The organism is Spirosoma pomorum (genome assembly GCF_054776615.1).
The window spans coordinates 130,876-149,008 of record NZ_BAAHBP010000024.1; the positions used below are offsets into that span (position 1 = coordinate 130,876).

The window sequence follows — 18,133 nt, forward strand, 5'->3', positions numbered from 1 at the left end:
CTCGCTACTTGGATAAGTGTCGGACTGATTTCCTGTGGTTTTTTTGTCTTCTTGTTGAGTTTGTTCTTATAGTCTATAGCAGCAAGCACCTGAGAAGCCTAGTCGTTTTTACTGATTGAATACTAAGGTAAGCGACCTGGCGTTTTGCTGTGTCTGCAAGACTTGTGGCCGTTTTCGGGTATTAAAAATAAAAACAACTGTTTACTGTTATCTCGCTCATAGCATTTACTAACTGCTTTGGGAAGCCCAGTCGATGGGCTTTTTTGATGGTTTCTAAAAGTGTAGTGTTGTAAACAACTTCTTCACTATTTGTGCTTCATGGGATCCGTCAAACAAACTGGACCGTCTTCGCTGGAACCACTCAGTCAAATCGGTCTGGCTGTGTCGGGGGGCGGATTTCGGGCAGCTGCCTTCGGTCTGGGTTGCCTGTCTTATCTCGATCACTGCTCGCTACTGGACTCTACTGGAGAGAAGCGCTCTTTACGGGAGGCTGTGACGTTTATGTCGACCACCTCAGGGGGATCTTTTCTCAGTTTGCTCTACGCGGAGAATCTGTATCAGGGAAAATCGTTTGCTCATACTTATGAGCAGCTCCGGGCGCTTATGGATGGCGAAAAACTGCTGAGCGACGCTATGCGGATTCTTAAAGATCCCGATGCCTGGACAGATACGCCTACTAAGCAGCGAAATTTAATCAATGCGTATGCGCTGGCACTAACCGATAGTCAACGATTAGGCAAGGCAACGTTCGATCCGCTTTGCCAGCCCGATAACGATCTGCCCCACTTGCGGCAAATCTGCGTAAACGCGACTGAATTTAAGAACGGGCTTTCGTTTCGCTTTCAGAACGTCGACGGACAGCAGCGCAAAGGGTTCGTTGGTAATTATGTGCTGCATTTTCGGCGTAGCGCTCTGCCCATCATTCGTAAGATTCGCCTGGCCGATATTCTGGCGGCCTCTTCCTGTTTTCCGGCAGGTTTTGAGCCAATCATGTTTCCTCGCGATTTTGCTTACAGGGGTGAAACGACGGAGAAGAGTTTATCCGAGCAGGAGCTTCAACAGGCCATGCTTTATCAGGATGCGCCAACGGAGACGGCGCAACTGACTTCTCAGTTTGACTCAGTTCAACCGAGTCTTGCCGAAGTTTCCCTAACCCTTAAGGCTGAACAGACGGAGGATTCACCAGCAGTGGCCTTTTCGCAAAGTATTCCCCAAAAGCAGTCGATTACGTTCGGGATTATGGACGGGGGAATCGATGACAACCAGGGTATTCAGGGACTGATCCTGGGTGATTACCGCGCCCAAACGAGTGGTCATCCTTTTGATACTCTGATTGCCTGTGATGTGTCCAGTCCACTGCTGGATGATTACGAAGCACCAGCGGTCAATAATCGAGGATGGCGCCAATTATCGTTGTTGAAACTGACTTTTCTAGCTGCCATTGCCTTAGTTGGTCTGCCCTTCATTTGGGGAGCGCTATACGCTGATCCTGACAAACGTAATATTTTCATCACGTTCGCAGGAACCATGACATTACTTTTGGGCGGGGGATTGCTAGGCTTGTGGTACGGGGTTCGGCAGATTGGTGGAAAAGGGACCTGGGGGCCAGTAATACGTACCTATGGCGATTATTTTCTCCGGATACCTTTTGGGTCTTTATGGCAGATGATCGCTGCGCGGACTAGTTCAGTTGTCCTGCTGTCAGGAGACGTATTTATGAAGCAAATACGTCGGTTAATCTATCAGCAATTTTATACTAGCGACACATACAAAAATCGTCGGATGACCGTACTGATCTATGAGTTAAGCACAACTTACTACAAGATCACAAAGGCACGTAATAAGCAGTGGAGTCCGTCGCCTGCCCCATCGGAAACGCTAATGGATATTGCAGAAAAAGCCCGGACGATGGATACTACATTATGGTTTAGCAAAAGTCAGCTTGACATGCGCGACAACATCATCGCAACGGGGCAGTTTACGATGTGTTATAACCTGATGGCTTATCTCAACGAGATGAGAAGGGCTCCACTATCGCCCGCTTACAGAGCCGCATTGGAAGAACTCAACGTACAGCTTGAGGCTGACTGGAAACGATTTTGCTCAAATCCGTTATGGTTAGTGGATGCTCCAATGTCTGCCGAATAAACTTTAGCCCACTATAAGGTTGCCTTTTCGGTGGATCCGAGAGTATTTCCTGGAAGCGATTGACAAGGCTGAAGCAGATAAAGACACTATACTACGAAGCTTTTTCGTGAAAAAAGAAAGCGGCCAAGCAGCCGCTCCTTTTCCTTTAACGTATTTTGTTACATCATTATCTATTCTAACTCGCTAGACATAATGGTTGTACTGGAGAGTAAGGATACGGAACAAAAAGGGACAGCCCACTGGACTGCCCCTTTACACTACACACCAAAAAAGCCTTTCGGCTAACAATGTTAACTACTCTCACCAGAGGATGCCCGAATTAGTAAGGGTATGGAACAAAAAAGAAGCGACCCTCTGAGCCGCCCTTTCTATTGTCACCTGTAACTTATACTATGTTACTTCCGGGGTAGCAAGAATAGTGCCGGTATGCTTGATAGTGAGGTTGGTAAATACTAATAGAGTATCATTGCCCACCGCGCGCGGCTTAGCTGATTAGCAACAGCCAAGTATTCCAACTCAGGGTACACGAAAATGCGGAATCTAAAAGTTGGCTGTGCTGACCAGCATCATGGGCTTTACATCAAGGCTAGGTTTGGTTCGCTAGCTGCTGTTCGCTGCGCTAAGCGCTATTAAAATACACAGACATGCGGGCAAGAAAAGGGTAGCCTAACAGGCTGCCCTTTTTCACTAACACACCAATTCTTTACTCTTACCTTCTGCTTAACCTATATAAATTGTGCGTTGTATAAATGAGTAAGGCAATGTGTAAAAAAAGAAGCGACCTACGAGGTCGCCCTTTTATCTCACACCTTTAAAACATACTACATACTAGCTACGAAAAAGCAAGATTAATGCCGGAGCTACTTGACTAAGACGACATTGAACGTAACGGGCTGTTTTACTAATTGTATTATCGCTGCTGGTTTCTTCGGCCATCCATAGGTAGAACAAGCTTCGAGGCAGCAAGTCCATTGGATATAGAATTTTAACAAAAAGTGAGTAATTTTACTTATCAATAGTACTCCTGAAAAGGGACTAATGTTAATTAGGTGTGGTATTCTAAAGAGCTCTGGATTTCCAGAGCTTCTTTGTTTTACTGTAGTCTATCCAAAACAGTTGCTTCGTAACGACGGGTGGTCATCTCGTCCCCTTTCTAGTCCGTTTCTTTCGGATGGCCTTCCACAGGCTAGTCGATAACATTAACCTGCTTTACTCAACTCCACTGCTTACCTTGTTACGTCTTATTTTCATTTCTATTGAAAACACAATTGACGAAACAGGCGTATCCTTTTCTGGGCGAAGGGGGCGAAATGGGACAGCTTATTCGGGAGTATAACTGGACAGCAACATCAATTGGCGAACCAGACGCGTGGTCGCCGAGTCTTCGTACGCTGGTGGCGATGATGTTACGCTCACGATTTCCCATGCTTATTTTTTGGGGAGAAGAGCTGATTACGTTCTATAACGATGCGTTCCGGCCTAGTTTGGGCAATAATGGGAAGCATCCGTCTTCGCTTGGGCAACGGGGAGAGGAAAGTTGGGCTGAGTCATGGACTGTGATTGGTCCTATGATTCATGCAATTATGGGTGGTGGAGAGGCCGTTTGGTTTGAAGACCAGAAACTTCCAATTTATCGTGAAGGACAAATGAGCTACGCTTACTGGACGTATAGCTTTAGTCCTCTTATCGATGATACGGGAGCAATCGGCGGGGTACTGGTGACCTGCTCGGAAACGACTAAAGCTGTTGAAAATAAGCAGCGTTTAGAAGACAGTCAACATTTTACGAACAGTTTGTTCTACCATTCGCCTATTGCCAATGCCCTTTTTGTTGGGCAGGATATGACGATTCAAATGGCTAATGAGGCCATGTTGTCCGTATGGGGACGTGATGAGTCCGCAATAGGCAAACCTTTTCTTAGTGTACTGCCAGAGCTGTCCTCAACCGTTCAGATGCAACGGCTTCTCAACGTGTTGCAAACTGGCGAAACGTTCACTAAAACAGAGGAACGATTTGATCTGATCCGTTACGGAATGCCTTATGTGGGTTATTACAACTACATCTACAAAGCGTTACGGACCAGTGAAGACGAAATCATCGGTGTTGTGTGTGTGGCCTACGAGGTGACAGAACAGGTGGTTATCCGCCAGCAAATTCTTGATAGTCAGCAGCAGTTACTGAGCTGGTTTGAGCAGGCTCCGGTTGGTATTGCCCTTGTCGAGGGACCGCAGTTCATTTATCGCCTGGCCAATCCATTTTACTGTGCACTCGTAGATCGAACAGCGGATGAGTTGGCGAATCAACCTATGTTGAAGATCATACCCGAACTGGCTGGTCAAGGCTTTGATCAACTGCTCGATCAGGTACTGGTAACCGGACAACCGTATGTAGCGAAAGAATTAGCGGTTATCTTGACACGTCATCAGCAGACGGAAACCATTTACGTCGATCTCACCTACCAACCGAGTCAGGATGCTAATCAGCAGGTAACAGGTGTGCTCATCATTGCTACTGACGTTACGCAGCAGGTTCGTAGTCGTAAGGCTATTGCCGTTCGAGAAGCGCGGTTACGCAGTCTGGTGGATAGTGCTCCCTTCCCTATTGGGGTATACGTGGGCGAACGTATGTATATTCAGCTGGCCAATCGGTCAATAATGGACGTCTGGGGGAAAGGATACGACGTGATTGGGCAGAGTTATCAGGATATTCTACCCGAACTGGCTAATCAACCGATCTTCGCGCAGGTAGAAGGCGTGCGTCGGACGGGAATACCGTTTCATGCGCGTCACCAACAGGTTGATATTGTTGTCGACGGGCGTCTACAAGCTTTTTACTTCAACTATAGCTTTACGCCCTTGCTAGATGATGACGGTCAAGTATATGGCGTCATGAACACGGCTGCCGAGGTAACTGATCTGGTTGTGGCGCAGCGAGGGGTCGCCGAGAGCGAAGCACGCTACCGGGCACTCGCGGAGAAATTAGAGCATCAGGTCGCCATCCGGACGCAGGAACTAGCCAAAGCCAACCAGGAACTGGCAACAAGCAACGCTGATTACGCTGCGGTTAATAAAGAATTAGAATCCACCAACCAGCTACTGGTACGTTCTAACGATAACCTGCAACAGTTTGCTTATGTAGCCAGTCATGATTTGCAGGAGCCACTGCGTAAGATCCAGCAGTTTGGCGATTTACTCAAAACTCACCTGACGGATTTAGTAGAGGACGATAAGCTAATTTACCTGGAGCGAATGCAGTCAGCTGCCAGTCGCATGTCGACATTAATTCGCGATCTACTAAGCTTCTCCCGAATTGCTATTCATCAGGAAAAAAATACGTCAGTATCCCTCAATCAGGTCCTGAACGAAGTGATGACGACCTTAGAGCTAGTGATTGTTGAAACAGGAGCGAAGGTAGAAATCGACAACTTGCCGACAGTCGCCGGTGATGCCGTTCAACTAGGGCAACTCTTTCAAAATCTGCTGTCTAACGCCTTAAAATTTCGTCAGGAGCACGTTGCCCCGTTCATTCGAATCAGTGCGCGCTCAATCCGTGCGTCTGAATTACCACCATCGGTCAACCCTACACGGGCTACCGCATCTTATTACCGCGTTGAGGTAGCTGACAATGGAATCGGTTTTGACGAAAAATACCTCGATCGCATCTTCCAGGTTTTTCAGCGGCTGCATAGCCGGAGTCAATATGCTGGAACAGGGATTGGACTGGCCATTTGTGAGAAAGTCGTTCTAAACCACGGTGGAGCGATGACCGCGACCAGTCGACCAAACCAGGGGGCTACTTTCAGTATTTATCTGCCAGCATAAACCGGTGGGCGCCTTTGTAGACGGGAGAAGAAATTAATTGTTACCGGGAGCGGTTCGCGAGTCTCAAACTTTGTCGTTCATTCTGCTAAAACAATGTATATCTCATGGGCATTCGAATACCTTTTTTTAGAATAATGCCGGCAAGAGATGTACCTTTTACAAGGATTTTTGAAAATTTTGAAAAAAAAAGAGGTAGTATAAATACTTAAGGAACTTTTGCGCGTATATCTGATTGCATGTAGATACAATTAGTTTGCAAGATTGCACCTACCGTACACTTGATCAATTCACTTACTCTACCGTAACTCCGTGAAACCTAGTCGCTTGGCCGATGAGCAGCTCGTCGCCTGTTATCAACAAACCAGTAATGAGGACTGCTTTGAAACACTTTATCAACGTTACGTTAGTAAAGTCTATCAGAAATGCTTATCCATGACAAAGGATACGGATCTTGCTGAAGATTACACGCAGGATATCTTCCTGAAAGTCTTCAACAAGATTGACTCGTTTCAGGAGCGGTCTAAGTTTTCAACCTGGCTCTATTCCATCTCGCATCATTACTGCCTGGATCAAATTCGGATCGGTAAGCGAATGGTGCATGAGTCCTGGTCAGAAACGCTGCAAGATCAACTGCCAGACGAGCCCGAAGAAAACAATCTGGCCGTACGACTAAGTGATTTGGGCAAGCTGCTGGAAGGGACGCCGAGTGAAGAGGTATCACTATTGCAGATGAAGTACGAGCAGAATCTGTCGATCAAGGAAATTGCCCAGTTGCATCAGTTGTCAGAGAGTGCGGTTAAAATGAGACTTAAACGCACGCGGGACAAACTCTACGAACGGCACAGGGAATATATGAGTAAGGACTGGTAATCTGCCACCATAAAACGACGGTGAGCAGCCAGTATCGTACTACGATACTGGCTGCTCACCGTCGTTTTTTTCTTCTGGAAGGAGCCAGTCGATCGGGGGGCTGGGTCGATGCGCCCGGCTGATACGTCAATTCTAGGATGCATCCTCGGCAGGCTGATTCTTTAGCGGCTGCACTCGAAGGTCCCGACGTGACGGTAGAGCTGTCAGTCGCTAGATACAATTTGGTGCCATCCGGTGAAATAGCAACATCACGGTAGCGTACGGGGGACTTGAAATACGTCAATGTATCCCCGGTCACCTGACTACCATCGGCTGACAAGCGCAAACGAATAAGCTGACCCGTTTTTAAGGTAGGAACCAGCAACGAGTTTTTCCAGTCGGGAATAGCCTCGGCGGAGTATACCGCCAGACTGCTTGGGGCTTCGGCTGGCCACTCGGGTTGTTTCGGGTCTTTGGTTCGGATTTTAACAAAAGCGTACTGAAGGGTATCAGCAGGTAACGAGTGCAGACTTTTAATGGGCTCTCTAAACGTATTGATTCCTATTGTTCTGGCATTATCCTGTTCACTACTAATAGTTGGATAGGTCGTATTCCAGACGCCCGGCAGGCTATCGTACTCCGTTACGCCCGCGGCCAGGCCATTGTAGTTACCGTCATTGTAGCCAATGATCAGCGGGTGGCCGTAGTTCTTCCCCTTCTCGATCAGGTTTAATTCGTCGTCGCCGAATGGACCGTGCTCCGATACGTAAAGCCGTTCCTGCCCGCCAATCTGAGCATGAGCCAGCCCCTGTGCATTCCGATGGCCATAGCTCCAAACCGCATTTTGCCCATTGCCATTGAACGGATTGTCATTTGGAATCCATTGATCGGTTGGGGCCTGATCGGTGTCCGGTTCCAGGTTGAAACGTAACACCTTTCCCTCATACACGTTGGTCTGCTGCGCGTGGTTCGGGCGACCAGCGTTTGCAAACTGGCCAGCTCCCAGATCACCCACGGTGTAGAACAGATAAGGCTTGCCGTTGACAGGCGCAATTAACACGCGCCCGGAGTTATGATCGTTGCTGCCGGGAATTGTGTCGCACAGAATAACAGGTTTAATTAACTGCTGAGCGTTTTGGTCGTACGTGTAACGTACCAGCCGCGTTCGGTAATAATAGCCACCATGGCCAGGACGGCCACCGTCCCCAGCTTTTTCTGCTCCCTCATAGGCATACAGGTAAGCCAGATAGACGTAAGGTTTGCCCCGTAACAGTTGAGGATGTAGTGCCAGACCCATCAATCCGCCCTGTGGCCAGGGTTTTCCGCCATCCTGTTCGTCGGGAATAACGTCATAGCGAGGAAACTGCCGTTCGCCGGTTACGTCTAGTAGAATGGTTTTAGTGCCCGTCGTTGGGTCAATGCGACTGACGACATACCCTTTGGCTTCGGTAATCCATAGTACCTTATCTGGCCCATACGTAATTTCCCAGGGATCGCTGAGACTATCTTTGACTACGCGTCTGGTAAACACCTCCCCACGAGGACTGGTATAGGTTTGCGCCCGTGCGGCCTGAAAACAAATGGCCGTGATAAGACACCAATAAAGAAGAGTATAACGCACACAAACTAATGTTGATCCACTACTATAGCCTCTCGGGCTGGGTGAATGTTTCGTTGAACGAAGTAAAAGTGAGCGTGTAGATCAGGCAACAGCACGCAGTTGGTAACGTCCGGTCAGGAAAGAAAACAAAGGTGCCGGGCTTCTACGTAAATTAATGGTCACTCATGATCAACGAGTGGCTGTTAGCCGAAAACCAGTTCTGCTTCAACTCTTGATACACCAGCCAGACCTGTTGTTTTTCGTAGGGAGTGGCCAGGGTTTTATCCGTTTGACCCATGAGTAGGTCAATCTGCTCCCGAATGACAGGGAGTCGTTGCTCGGTGTTGACGTGGTTGCCGATCAAAACCAGCGCGCGTAATAACCGACATAAAACCGCATGATCTCCCTTGGCATTAACGCGGGCCAGGTCAAAGGCTAATCGGATAAAATCCTCGAAGCTGGCGGGCTGCGTCTGAACCCGAAAATGGTCTCCGTCAGAGCGTAATCGCTCCGGGAAGGTACGCTTGGCTAGTTGTTCGCAGATCGTACCGAGATGATCAATGCCCATAATCGCCGTTGTTGTGTCATTGATACCGCTGGACAAGGCTCGCAACGTAATATCGACCAGTTGCTGGATACCAAAGCTGACATCCTGTTCGACGCTGCGGTGGCGACCAATGTCGACGTAATCGAGTAGATCGGTTGGCCAGTCGGGTTTGCTGACATCCGACCGTGTCACATCAGTACGAACGCTGAAAAGAATACTGTCCTGGGCGATAAAGCTCCCCAGTTTCTGCTCCATGCGCACGATGACTTGGTGCTGAGTCGCCCAGTCGAGTAACTGATCGGTGTCGATGTGCTGAAGGTAGCCCCACCGGCTGGAAAAGACGGGATGCCAGCCGGTAGTTTCACTAAAATAGCGTCGTGCAGCGGCCAGCTCTTCAGGGCTGCCAACGGGTTCGCCAACATTACTCGGAAACAGGTTCTCGATCGCTTCGAGCGTTTCGTTGGTAGTGCTTTGCACAATAGTGCCGCTCTGCATCGATTCGGCAATGTGGTGAATAAAAAATATCAGCGCTATGACCCCACCGAGTGCCAGCACTAAACCTGCCAGCACGGCCGTGGCCGGTACAAATTTTTGCTCATCAGTGCCGCGAATGGTACCGAGTACGATCAGGCAGTACGAAAAAACGCCAACGAAATAACCCATCACCAACTGGTTGAGATGGTCGCGCATGAAATTGCGTAATACGCGGGGTGAGTACTGGCTGCTTACTTGAGCAATCGTTGACAGCGTGAGCGAAAACGACAACGTAGCAACGGTCAGCATGGAGCCAGCAATGGCCGAGAGCATACCACGCGAGCCTTCGGCGCCAATCCCAAACAGCAGGGGGAATTCTTTCTGACCCTGCCAGGACGTACTTGCGTCAAACTCAACCAGACCATACGCCAGCAAAAACGAACCAACGAGCATTAGTCCCGGTATGAACCAGAGTGATTCGCGAAGCTGATGCCAGTAGTGACGGATACGGTTTGTCATAGAAAAACTATTTCAGTTGACAACCGCACTTGGTGGAAATGGTTACAACAGTAATCGAATAGGGAAATTAGCAGCCGGTATGCTGAACATTAAATAGTACGTCAATACCTGCCGTAATCAGAGTTAGTATTGACATTGTAGTTTTGCGACGTAGCCTAAAACCCCTGGAGGATAATCGATCAGGCCAGTTTACTTCTGTATATGAAATCGTTACGTATTACTTTCTTCATAATCATACTCCTGGCTGCGTGGGGTTGCGCCAGCGTTCGACAACATAATGAAATTACGGCGCTGAATCAGGTTTTTACCATACCGGCTAACCAGCAACTGTTTGTATTCAGCAAAGGAAAGGTGGTTTCTAAAACGCTGTCGCATCGGGCCAAAGCGGCTCTGTACGAGAAAGGGGATACGTTATACGCCGAGTTCATCGCAAATAGTCTACGCCCTGATGACAAGAATCCCGTCACGATTGACCAGACGGATTCGTTGGCAACCTTATTTGTGCACTACAATCCAGTCCTCAACAAGCTTGAGGAGAAAAGCCCCTGGTTTCGCTACAAAACCTCGGGGCTCGATATTGACCTGGTTACCATGCCATTACAGTATCATTTTGCGACGAATGGTCTACCGGGACAACTAAACGATTACCCGCTGAATTTCCATGTGCACGTCGGACTGCTGTCGGAGATTGGGCGCTACCGCACAACGTATTTTCGGCGCAATCGACGGTCTGAAATCCAATCGTTTAGCTTTGGGATTGGTGGCCTGGTTGGGCTGTCGCCCATGCTGGTCAACTCATTCAACACGAACGGGGCTGTCCCTGACGAATACCAGGCGCTGGGCATTAATTATGGATTGTCGAGCGTATTTAGCTTTAAAAGCTTTTCGGCTGGTTTTGCGCTGGGGTACAGCAAGTTGACCGATCGAAATGATCCTGTGTGGGTTTACAATAGTCAGCCCTGGCTGGGACTCACGCTTGGCGTTAACCTAAACTAACAGCGGTTGAGGCAGATGAGTCTACTACGGTGAGGGAGCGGAGCTAAGTTTACGAATAAATAAACTTATCCTATAGACTAGGGTTGTACTGGGAATCTAATCCGTGTATCAGCAAAGTCATTCATTGTATGAAGGCCGCCGTATTCCACAAAATTGGTGACATCCGTGTTGAAAACACGGCCGACCCCCGCGTCGAAGAACCACGGGACGCACTCATTCGCGTTACGTCAACCGCCATCTGCGGTTCCGATCTGCACATTTACGATGGATTCATTCCGCAGCTTCAGAATGAAGTGCTGGGGCATGAATTTATGGGAATTGTTGAAGACGTTGGCTCCGGCGTGACGAACCTGAAGAAAGGCGACCGGGTAGTGGTACCCTTTACGATTGCCTGCGGTAAGTGTTTCTTCTGCGACCATAACTTGCAGATGCACTGTCAGAATTCGAATCCCGACCATTATGGACCCGATGGCGGACTGTTGACCGAAAAAGGTGGTGGCCTGTTTGGGTACACCGATTTATACGGAGGGTACAATGGCGGGCAGGCTGAGTACGTTCGAGTGCCCTATGCCGACTATGGACTACGTCACGTACCGGAAGGCCTTACCGACGAACAGGTGCTGTTTCTGACCGATATTTTCCCGACGGGCTGGAGTTCGATAGAATGGGGCGAACTGCGAGGTGGTGAAACCGTTGCCATCTTTGGTTCGGGTCCGGTAGGGCTAATGGCACAGAAATCAGCCTGGTTGCAGGGAGCTGGGCGAGTCATTGCTATCGATCCATTGAGTTACCGACTGGAACGAGCCAAACGGGTCAATAAAGTAGAAACTCTAAACCCAAACGAGGTTGACGTAGTTGAAGCTATTCGGCAGATGACGCAGGGCCGCGGTGCCGATGTTTGTGTGGATGCGGTGGGCATGGAAGCCGATCGCTCGTTACTGGAGAAAGCAAAAGCAGCGCTGAATCTGGAGAAAGGCACACCTAAAGTACTCGAATTGTGCATGCAGGCTGTTCGGCGGGGCGGCATTGTGTCGGTAGTGGGTGTCTATGGGACGCCCTTCGATAACTTCCCGGTTGGTCGGCTGTTCGACAAAGGCATCACGGTTCGGTTCGGTCAGTCGCAGGTTCACAAAAACATCGATCACCTGCTGGATCTGGTTGTACAGGGTAAAGTTGTGTTGGACGATATTATCTCGCACACCTTACCGCTATCGGAAGCCGCAAGGGCGTATGATATGTTTAAGAATAAAGAAGACGACTGTACCAAGGTCGTTCTGAAACCTTAAGTTAATCAATTAGTAAACTCAACAATGGAAAAACTAACTGGAAAAACCGTCCTGATTACAGGAGCAACCAGCGGCATTGGTCGTGAACTTACCAACCTGTTTGCTAAAGATGGTCATAACCTGGTGTTGGTAGCTCGTTCGGGCGAAAGCCTCGATCTGATCGCCAAAGAATACGAAGAACAATTCGGCGTACAAACCATGACGATTGCTCAGGATCTGGCTGATCCGAAGGCCGCCGAAAACATCTACGAAAAAACAAAAGGAACTACGATTGATATTCTGGTAAACGACGCAGGCCAGGGGACTTACGGTAAGTTTGCCACTGAAACGGATATTGAGCAGGAGCTGGCTATCATCCAGACCAACGCTACGTCGCTGGTGCACCTGACCAAGTTGTATCTGAAAGATATGGTTGACCGGAATTCGGGTAGAATCCTTCTGCTCGGATCGGAAGTGTCCGTGTTTCCAAACCCCATGATGGCGGTTTACGGTGCAACCAAGGCCTTCGTTAAATCATTCGGGGAAGCCATCCGCAATGAACTGCAAGGAACAAACGTAACCGTTACGGTACTGATGCCCGGTGCCACCAACACTGACTTCTTCCAGAAAGCGGGTGCAAGTCACGTGAGGGGTGCCGATCCTTCCAAAACGGCCGATCCAGCGGAGGTGGCCAAAGAAGGGTACGAAGCGTTACTGCAAGGTAAAGATCACGTTGTAGCTGGCTGGACGAACAAAGCCCGTGTCGCTATGGCGCACGTTCTACCCGATCCGCTGTTGGCAAAAGGTGTACGGCGAGATATGACGCCAAAAGACGAATCGGAGGAGAAGTCGAACGACGCAGCTATGAACATTGCAATTGGTATTGGCGTAGTAGCTGGTCTGTTGGCAGGGCTTTATTTTGCCTATCGGCAAAGCAGCCCTTACGACAAAGTTAAATACCGGTATAAAGCGCATAAAGCACTTAGTGGGTTGAAGAACTCGTCAGCCGCAGCCGCCGATTCGGTTAAAGGGTCGCTACTCAGTGCCAAGGGTAAACTAGAAGACTCACCAGCTGGTCTGATCGACTCTGTCAAAGGATCACTGTATAAAGCAAAAGCAGGTGTAGAAGGAGCACTTGCGTAAGCTGAAACAAATAAACTGTAACTGAAAAGGGCGTCGTTAGACGCCCTTTTTTACTTGTTATGCAGGCTGATGACCGACAGAGTAGCGATAAAATAAGGTGTACGTTTTCGGTAACATATATTACTTTTTGCTGCCAGTCAGCCCGTTCATTAAATCGTATGTAAGTTTATAGATTTGCATTTTTGTAAACATGGAGGAAGGTAGTTCGACACATAGTCCAATTATTTTTCGTCTGATGAAAACATAACGATCTATTTTTCGCGGTGTTAACGTAACTTATTAAAAAGTAACTGATGTGAAGAACAACAGGGTGAGTTACAAGTTGTAACTCACCCTGTTGTAAGTAATTGACATACAGCGATTAGTATATTTATTTTGTCACTTTCATGGTGCCTTGCATTACATAAAAATGGCCTGGGACCGAGCACTCGTACGAGTAACTACCAGGTTTTTCGGGGGCGATAAAATAAATGGATTCGCTGGTATTAGGCTGCAACAGGTTTGTATGGTGCAGAACCTTGTCACTTGTTGGAATGTAATTACGTTCCTGGCCTTCGAGACCTAGCTTCATGGCTAACTCCCCTACCTGAACAGCTGAACCTGGGGTAACTACGACGAAGTTGTGCAGCATGTCATCTTCGTTATTAAACACAACCCGTACCTTACTCCCCGCTTTCACCTGGAATTGCTCTACCGAAAACTTGAGGCCCGGCTTCGTTCCCATGTTAATTGTGTAATCCGGTTCGCCCCAGGAGGCCGGCATTTCAGTAACTCGTTTTGGGCCGGCATTGGTTGTTGCCTTGCTGGCGGGGGCTGGCTTTGTCGCTGCTTTTCCCTTCGGTGCCGTCGCAGCGGGTTTCGCCGTATTCATGGCCATAGCCGAGTGGTCGTGCTTGGGGGCTGCCTGAGCAATGTTGAGTTTCTCGCCATCGGGTAGGTTGTTCAGCGTGTAATAGCCAACCGTGTGCAACAAAGCGCGACCCTTCTCCGAGCGGAGACCTTCCGTTTTGATCTCGTGGATGTAGCCAAGTCGTAGACTATCGACAACTAAACGGGCTTTCATTCCATCTTTTGACACAACAATGCCGCGAATCGGGCTGTTGGCGCGGTTGATAACCGGACTGCCGTAGGTCGAATGATACTTGTACGAAAAGCCAGTTACTTTATACGACTCCGGATTGGCGGCCAGTTCCTGATCAACGGGCTCTGTGAATTCAATCTCGAAGCCATCGGGCATCGCGTGAATAGTTCGCATTTCGAACGGCATCTTACCCGTCCAGACAACCCGTTGCAGGCTGAACAGCTCCTTGCCGGTCGACGACCAGCCCCGGCTGGTCATGCCTACAAACATTGACGCATCATGCCCCCAGACCAGCCGAAGTACGCCCGACGAGAAACCTTCCCGGAAGGGAAATACGACGCCCTGATACGCGCCTTTCACTTTTTCCAGATCAACGCGGGAAAGGATACTCTGCCCCTGATCACCCACGAAAAGTTGGTTGGCAAACGGCCCAAACTTACCGTTCGTGTTATCCGTTAGTAAGCCCGAGGTCGAGATTCCCAGAATACCGTGAGGTAGCCAGACGGCAGGCGCTTTCAGTTCTTTGAATTTTTTCGATACGTCGTAAAGCGGTTCGCCCGTGTTCGGTACGTCCTGCGGCTTAATCTTTAGCGGAGAGCCGGGCAGATCCGTCCAGCGAAGGCTTTCGGCGTTACCCAGAAAGTCGCCCTTTTCGACCTGCGAAATCCGGCCGGAGCCTACCCAGTCGCCCTGGTTTTCGGTGTAGAAGTAATCCCCGGCTGCATTCATGCCGTAACCCGCCGGCGAGCGCATACCGGCCGCAAACGGTGTCATCTTGCCTTGTGGGTCGACCTCGATGGTCCAGCCGCGCCAGGGGGCCAGGCTTACCCCGTGCCCTAAGCTGTTACTCCAGCCCACGTTGAGCGTAATGAGCATGTTGCCGTTGGGCAGGAATGTAGGGCCGTAGGAGTATTCGTGGTAGTTGCCCGATAGCGGCCAGGAATATACTTTGTCGTACGAATCCGCCTGACCATCGCCGTCGGTGTCGCGCAGTCGGGTAATCTCGCTACGTTGCGTAACGTAAATAGCGCCGTCGCGATAGGTCAGACCCAGTGGCTCGTGCAGACCGTAGGCAAAGCGCTTGTAAGTAGGCTGGACAGTCCCCGAAATGTACGGATTCGATACCATCCAGACCTCGCCACGCCGGGTGCAAATGGCCAGATTGCCGTCGGGGAGGGTAACCATACCACCTACCTCCAGGATAATATCTTCCGGAACGGGCAGCGAAATTAGTTTGTAAAAATCATCTTCTTTCTCGGGGTCCGCCTGAACTTTGGCCAGACCTTTCGGCTGGGGGGCGGGTTGTTTGCTGCTGGAACTAACAGGCAGGCCGTCTTTCGACTGAATCTGCCCGAAAAGCAACCCACTGCTACAGACAATACCTGCCGTCAGGAGCGCCGTTTTGAGCAACGAGTTTATGGGGGAAAATGGCTTGTTCATGAATCAAAGAATGAGGTAGGGCCTACCAGATAAAGGAATAGGTGACGACACCGCCTTTTTTAGCGTTGACCGGGAGCAGGAGTTCTTTTGTGTTCGTTGCTGTCGTGCGGATAACGGGTTTTTCTTTATCCGCCAGCTCGATAAAATATTGTTTACCATTGATAGCGTAGAGGCCGTTCGGTAGCTGGGTAATCTCATTGCCCGCGGCCAACCGGCACCAGATTTCGCCCGGTGTGGATTCGCCCGACGTGACGGTGAAGGAGCGCGTTAATTTTCGTCCTTCATCTGCCGTCGTAATCGACTCTCGTACAGAGGCCGCGCCCAGTGTGTATTTGAAGATGGGTCGGCCAGCTTTGTCGATGTCGTATCCCAGGTTATTGTAGGTAGTATTAGAATCTGGCCAGGCGGTTTGCTGATTCGTTAAGACTGCCAGCGACGGTTTGCCCGGCAACTCGATTACACTGCCCCGTGGGACGGCCAACTGGGTTTCGCCCCGACCATGCCACATGGGCGTCGTTTCCAGGAAGTCACCCCGCCAGATGGCGAGCATTTCGCCTTTTTGTAGGTCAAGGCTGTAGCTGGCGCGTCCAGGCTCGCCCACGGCGATGGTATGCGTGTGCTTTTTGCCGTTGTGATTCATAAACCCCCGCTGCATGGTGGTTTCATTATCGGCCCGCAGCCGAATCTGGCCTACGGGCTCCTCCGCCCGGATCACTTCATTGAGCGTGGTGTATTGCACCCCCGGTCCTTCGACTGACAAACTGATGTCATCACCTTTGGCGTACCACAACTTGTAGGTTTTGTAGTAAGTCAGCTCGATAGGATAATCACCCGCTTGTAATTGAGTCGTCAGGATAGCGGTACCACCGTTCTTGCCCGTAATGTCGAGTAATTTCTTACCGTCGATGGTCAGCATACCTGCGCCGTTGGGGCGTTCGGGGTTTGTTTCTGCCGGAATCCAACTTAGGCTTAATTTGAGCAGATACGTTCCTGAGGTAGGTAGATGAAGAGTTCCGGTGATTTTTCCGCCGAATTTATCCCGGCTACCGGTACCCCGGTGCGCCAGCAGATCAATGACCATTTCCGGGCGTGGCGTTTGCGCATTGAGGTCGGCAAACGAGCGGAAGTTGCCTTCGTAGGTCGACAGTTTGAGGTTTGATAACGTAACGGGCTCGGTACCATAAGCCTTGTAACGAATATCCCGCACCGCCAGCGAGCCTTGCTCTCCTTTGATAACCAGTGGCGCTGTGGCTTTCTCGTCCTGCGCGACGGCAGAACGGGTTGGCCCGGTCAGTTCGATGTTTTCATGGAGAGTAACCCCGTTCAGCTTCACGCTCACGAAACGGGCATTGGCAGTTTTACGTCCCTGCGCATCGAAACGGGGTGCCCGGAACACGATGCTGTAATGTTGCCATAGACCCGGTGCCCGATTAACGTTCTGAGCGGGAGCGTGGCCTTCGTAGCCCTGCTGGCCAGCTGTAGCCTGTTCTTTCCAGCGCTCTTCGATAGCTCCCCCGTCGTGAATTGTTGGCGTTTTGATGCCCCAGCTATCGACAAGCTGAAGACCGTAACGGCCCTGAAGCAACAGCAACGCTTTCGCGTCTTTTTCCAGCATGACATCCATCTCCAGCGCTAGGTCGCCATGTTGCAGGCTGGTATTGATCGGATCATTGGCTTTGGCCGTTGGGACGTTAACCAGAATACCAGTGCCTTTGCTCAGGCTGGGCTTGCCAGCTTTGTTCACATCGTAATAGACGTCTCCTGCCAACTGCCAGTTGGAGCCGGTAGCCAGGAACCCCTGCAGGGTTTGTAGTGGTATAGTGGAGTAGGGTAGCTCGTCGGTTTGTGCCGCTGTTCTGAATGCACACGCAAGGAGCAACAGCAGGCAGTACCAGGGTTTGTGTTGCATAAAACGAAAAGTAAGAAAAAGGACTGTTGGTAGAAAGACGTTTACGGCTAGGGATTACTTACCAATAATGCGGTTTTGAAGAAGCATCGAAGGAAGAAATAAGGCCATCATAAAGGTTAGAAAGGCCATAAATAACTGCCGAAACGGAAAATTATATTTTTTGGGAAAGTTCTTACTATTTTAACGAATTTTCACCGGTAAGCAGGCGTTTAATTTCGCTTACTAGTTAAAAAAGTACTAAAGCCGACTTCGGAGTATCCTATTCGTTTCGATTTTCTTTTCGCCCACCAATCGAATCATCTGGTTTTTTCATTCATTTTTGAGCCGTTTTACCAATGGGT

Annotated in this window: 10 protein-coding genes; 6 read left to right on the forward strand and 4 right to left on the reverse strand. The window is 49.7% G+C overall.

The window, feature by feature from the left end; translation table 11 throughout:
* Positions 1–318: 318 nt before the first annotated feature.
* The 3 genes from ACYVAD_RS14085 (at position 319) to ACYVAD_RS14095 (ending at position 6,839) form a co-directional block, all read left to right on the forward strand.
* Entirely contained in the window at positions 319–2,148 is a 1,830-nt protein-coding gene (locus ACYVAD_RS14085) for a patatin-like phospholipase family protein (protein WP_461140140.1), read from the forward strand.
* A gap of 1,256 nt (positions 2,149–3,404) precedes the next feature.
* A complete protein-coding gene (locus ACYVAD_RS14090) occupies positions 3,405–5,969 on the forward strand; it encodes a PAS domain-containing sensor histidine kinase (protein WP_461140141.1) in 2,565 nt (854 codons plus the stop codon).
* A 309-nt stretch (positions 5,970–6,278) separates the two neighbouring features.
* Positions 6,279–6,839, forward strand: a complete 561-nt coding sequence (locus tag ACYVAD_RS14095) for an RNA polymerase sigma factor (protein ID WP_461140142.1) — start codon at positions 6,279–6,281, stop codon at positions 6,837–6,839.
* A gap of 55 nt (positions 6,840–6,894) precedes the next feature.
* On the opposite strand, the gene ACYVAD_RS14100 is transcribed toward ACYVAD_RS14095, so the two are convergent.
* Positions 6,895–8,439, reverse strand: a complete 1,545-nt coding sequence (locus ACYVAD_RS14100) for a PQQ-dependent sugar dehydrogenase (RefSeq protein ID WP_461140143.1) — start codon at positions 8,437–8,439, stop codon at positions 6,895–6,897.
* 151 nt (positions 8,440–8,590) lie between these two features.
* Positions 8,591–9,958 (reverse strand): DUF2254 domain-containing protein, encoded by a 1,368-nt coding sequence (locus tag ACYVAD_RS14105; RefSeq protein ID WP_461140144.1) that lies wholly within the window; start codon positions 9,956–9,958, stop codon positions 8,591–8,593.
* A 201-nt stretch (positions 9,959–10,159) separates the two neighbouring features.
* Between ACYVAD_RS14105 and ACYVAD_RS14110 the strand changes: the two genes are divergently transcribed.
* From ACYVAD_RS14110 to ACYVAD_RS14120, 3 genes are all read left to right on the forward strand, one after another.
* Positions 10,160–10,954: a hypothetical protein gene (locus tag ACYVAD_RS14110; protein WP_461140145.1), complete on the forward strand. Its 795-nt coding sequence runs from the start codon at positions 10,160–10,162 to the stop codon at positions 10,952–10,954.
* Positions 10,955–11,082: 128 nt separating this feature from the next.
* Positions 11,083–12,240 carry a zinc-dependent alcohol dehydrogenase gene (locus ACYVAD_RS14115; protein ID WP_461140146.1) on the forward strand — a complete coding sequence of 386 codons (1,158 nt, stop codon included), beginning with the start codon at positions 11,083–11,085 and terminating at the stop codon, positions 12,238–12,240.
* A 24-nt stretch (positions 12,241–12,264) separates the two neighbouring features.
* Positions 12,265–13,362: an SDR family NAD(P)-dependent oxidoreductase gene (locus ACYVAD_RS14120; RefSeq protein WP_461140147.1), complete on the forward strand. Its 1,098-nt coding sequence runs from the start codon at positions 12,265–12,267 to the stop codon at positions 13,360–13,362.
* A 370-nt stretch (positions 13,363–13,732) separates the two neighbouring features.
* Here ACYVAD_RS14120 and ACYVAD_RS14125 read toward each other — a convergent pair whose 3' ends face one another.
* Complete coding sequence (locus ACYVAD_RS14125) at positions 13,733–15,883, reverse strand: plastocyanin/azurin family copper-binding protein (protein WP_461140148.1); 2,151 nt, start codon at positions 15,881–15,883, stop codon at positions 13,733–13,735.
* A gap of 22 nt (positions 15,884–15,905) precedes the next feature.
* Positions 15,906–17,792, reverse strand: a complete 1,887-nt coding sequence (locus ACYVAD_RS14130; RefSeq protein ID WP_461140149.1) for a family 16 glycoside hydrolase — start codon at positions 17,790–17,792, stop codon at positions 15,906–15,908.
* Positions 17,793–18,133 lie beyond the last annotated feature (341 nt).

Excerpts from the sequence above, each read along its gene's own strand:
- ACYVAD_RS14085 (WP_461140140.1), top strand. The coding sequence starts at position 319 with ATGGGATCCGTCAAACAAACTGGACCGTCTTCGCTGGAACCACTCAGT.
- ACYVAD_RS14105 (WP_461140144.1), bottom strand. The coding sequence starts at position 9,958 with ATGACAAACCGTATCCGTCACTACTGGCATCAGCTTCGCGAATCACTC.
- ACYVAD_RS14110 (WP_461140145.1), top strand. The coding sequence starts at position 10,160 with ATGAAATCGTTACGTATTACTTTCTTCATAATCATACTCCTGGCTGCG.
- ACYVAD_RS14115 (WP_461140146.1), top strand. The coding sequence starts at position 11,083 with ATGAAGGCCGCCGTATTCCACAAAATTGGTGACATCCGTGTTGAAAAC.
- ACYVAD_RS14120 (WP_461140147.1), top strand. The coding sequence starts at position 12,265 with ATGGAAAAACTAACTGGAAAAACCGTCCTGATTACAGGAGCAACCAGC.
- ACYVAD_RS14125 (WP_461140148.1), bottom strand. The coding sequence starts at position 15,883 with ATGAACAAGCCATTTTCCCCCATAAACTCGTTGCTCAAAACGGCGCTC.
- ACYVAD_RS14130 (WP_461140149.1), bottom strand. The coding sequence starts at position 17,792 with ATGCAACACAAACCCTGGTACTGCCTGCTGTTGCTCCTTGCGTGTGCA.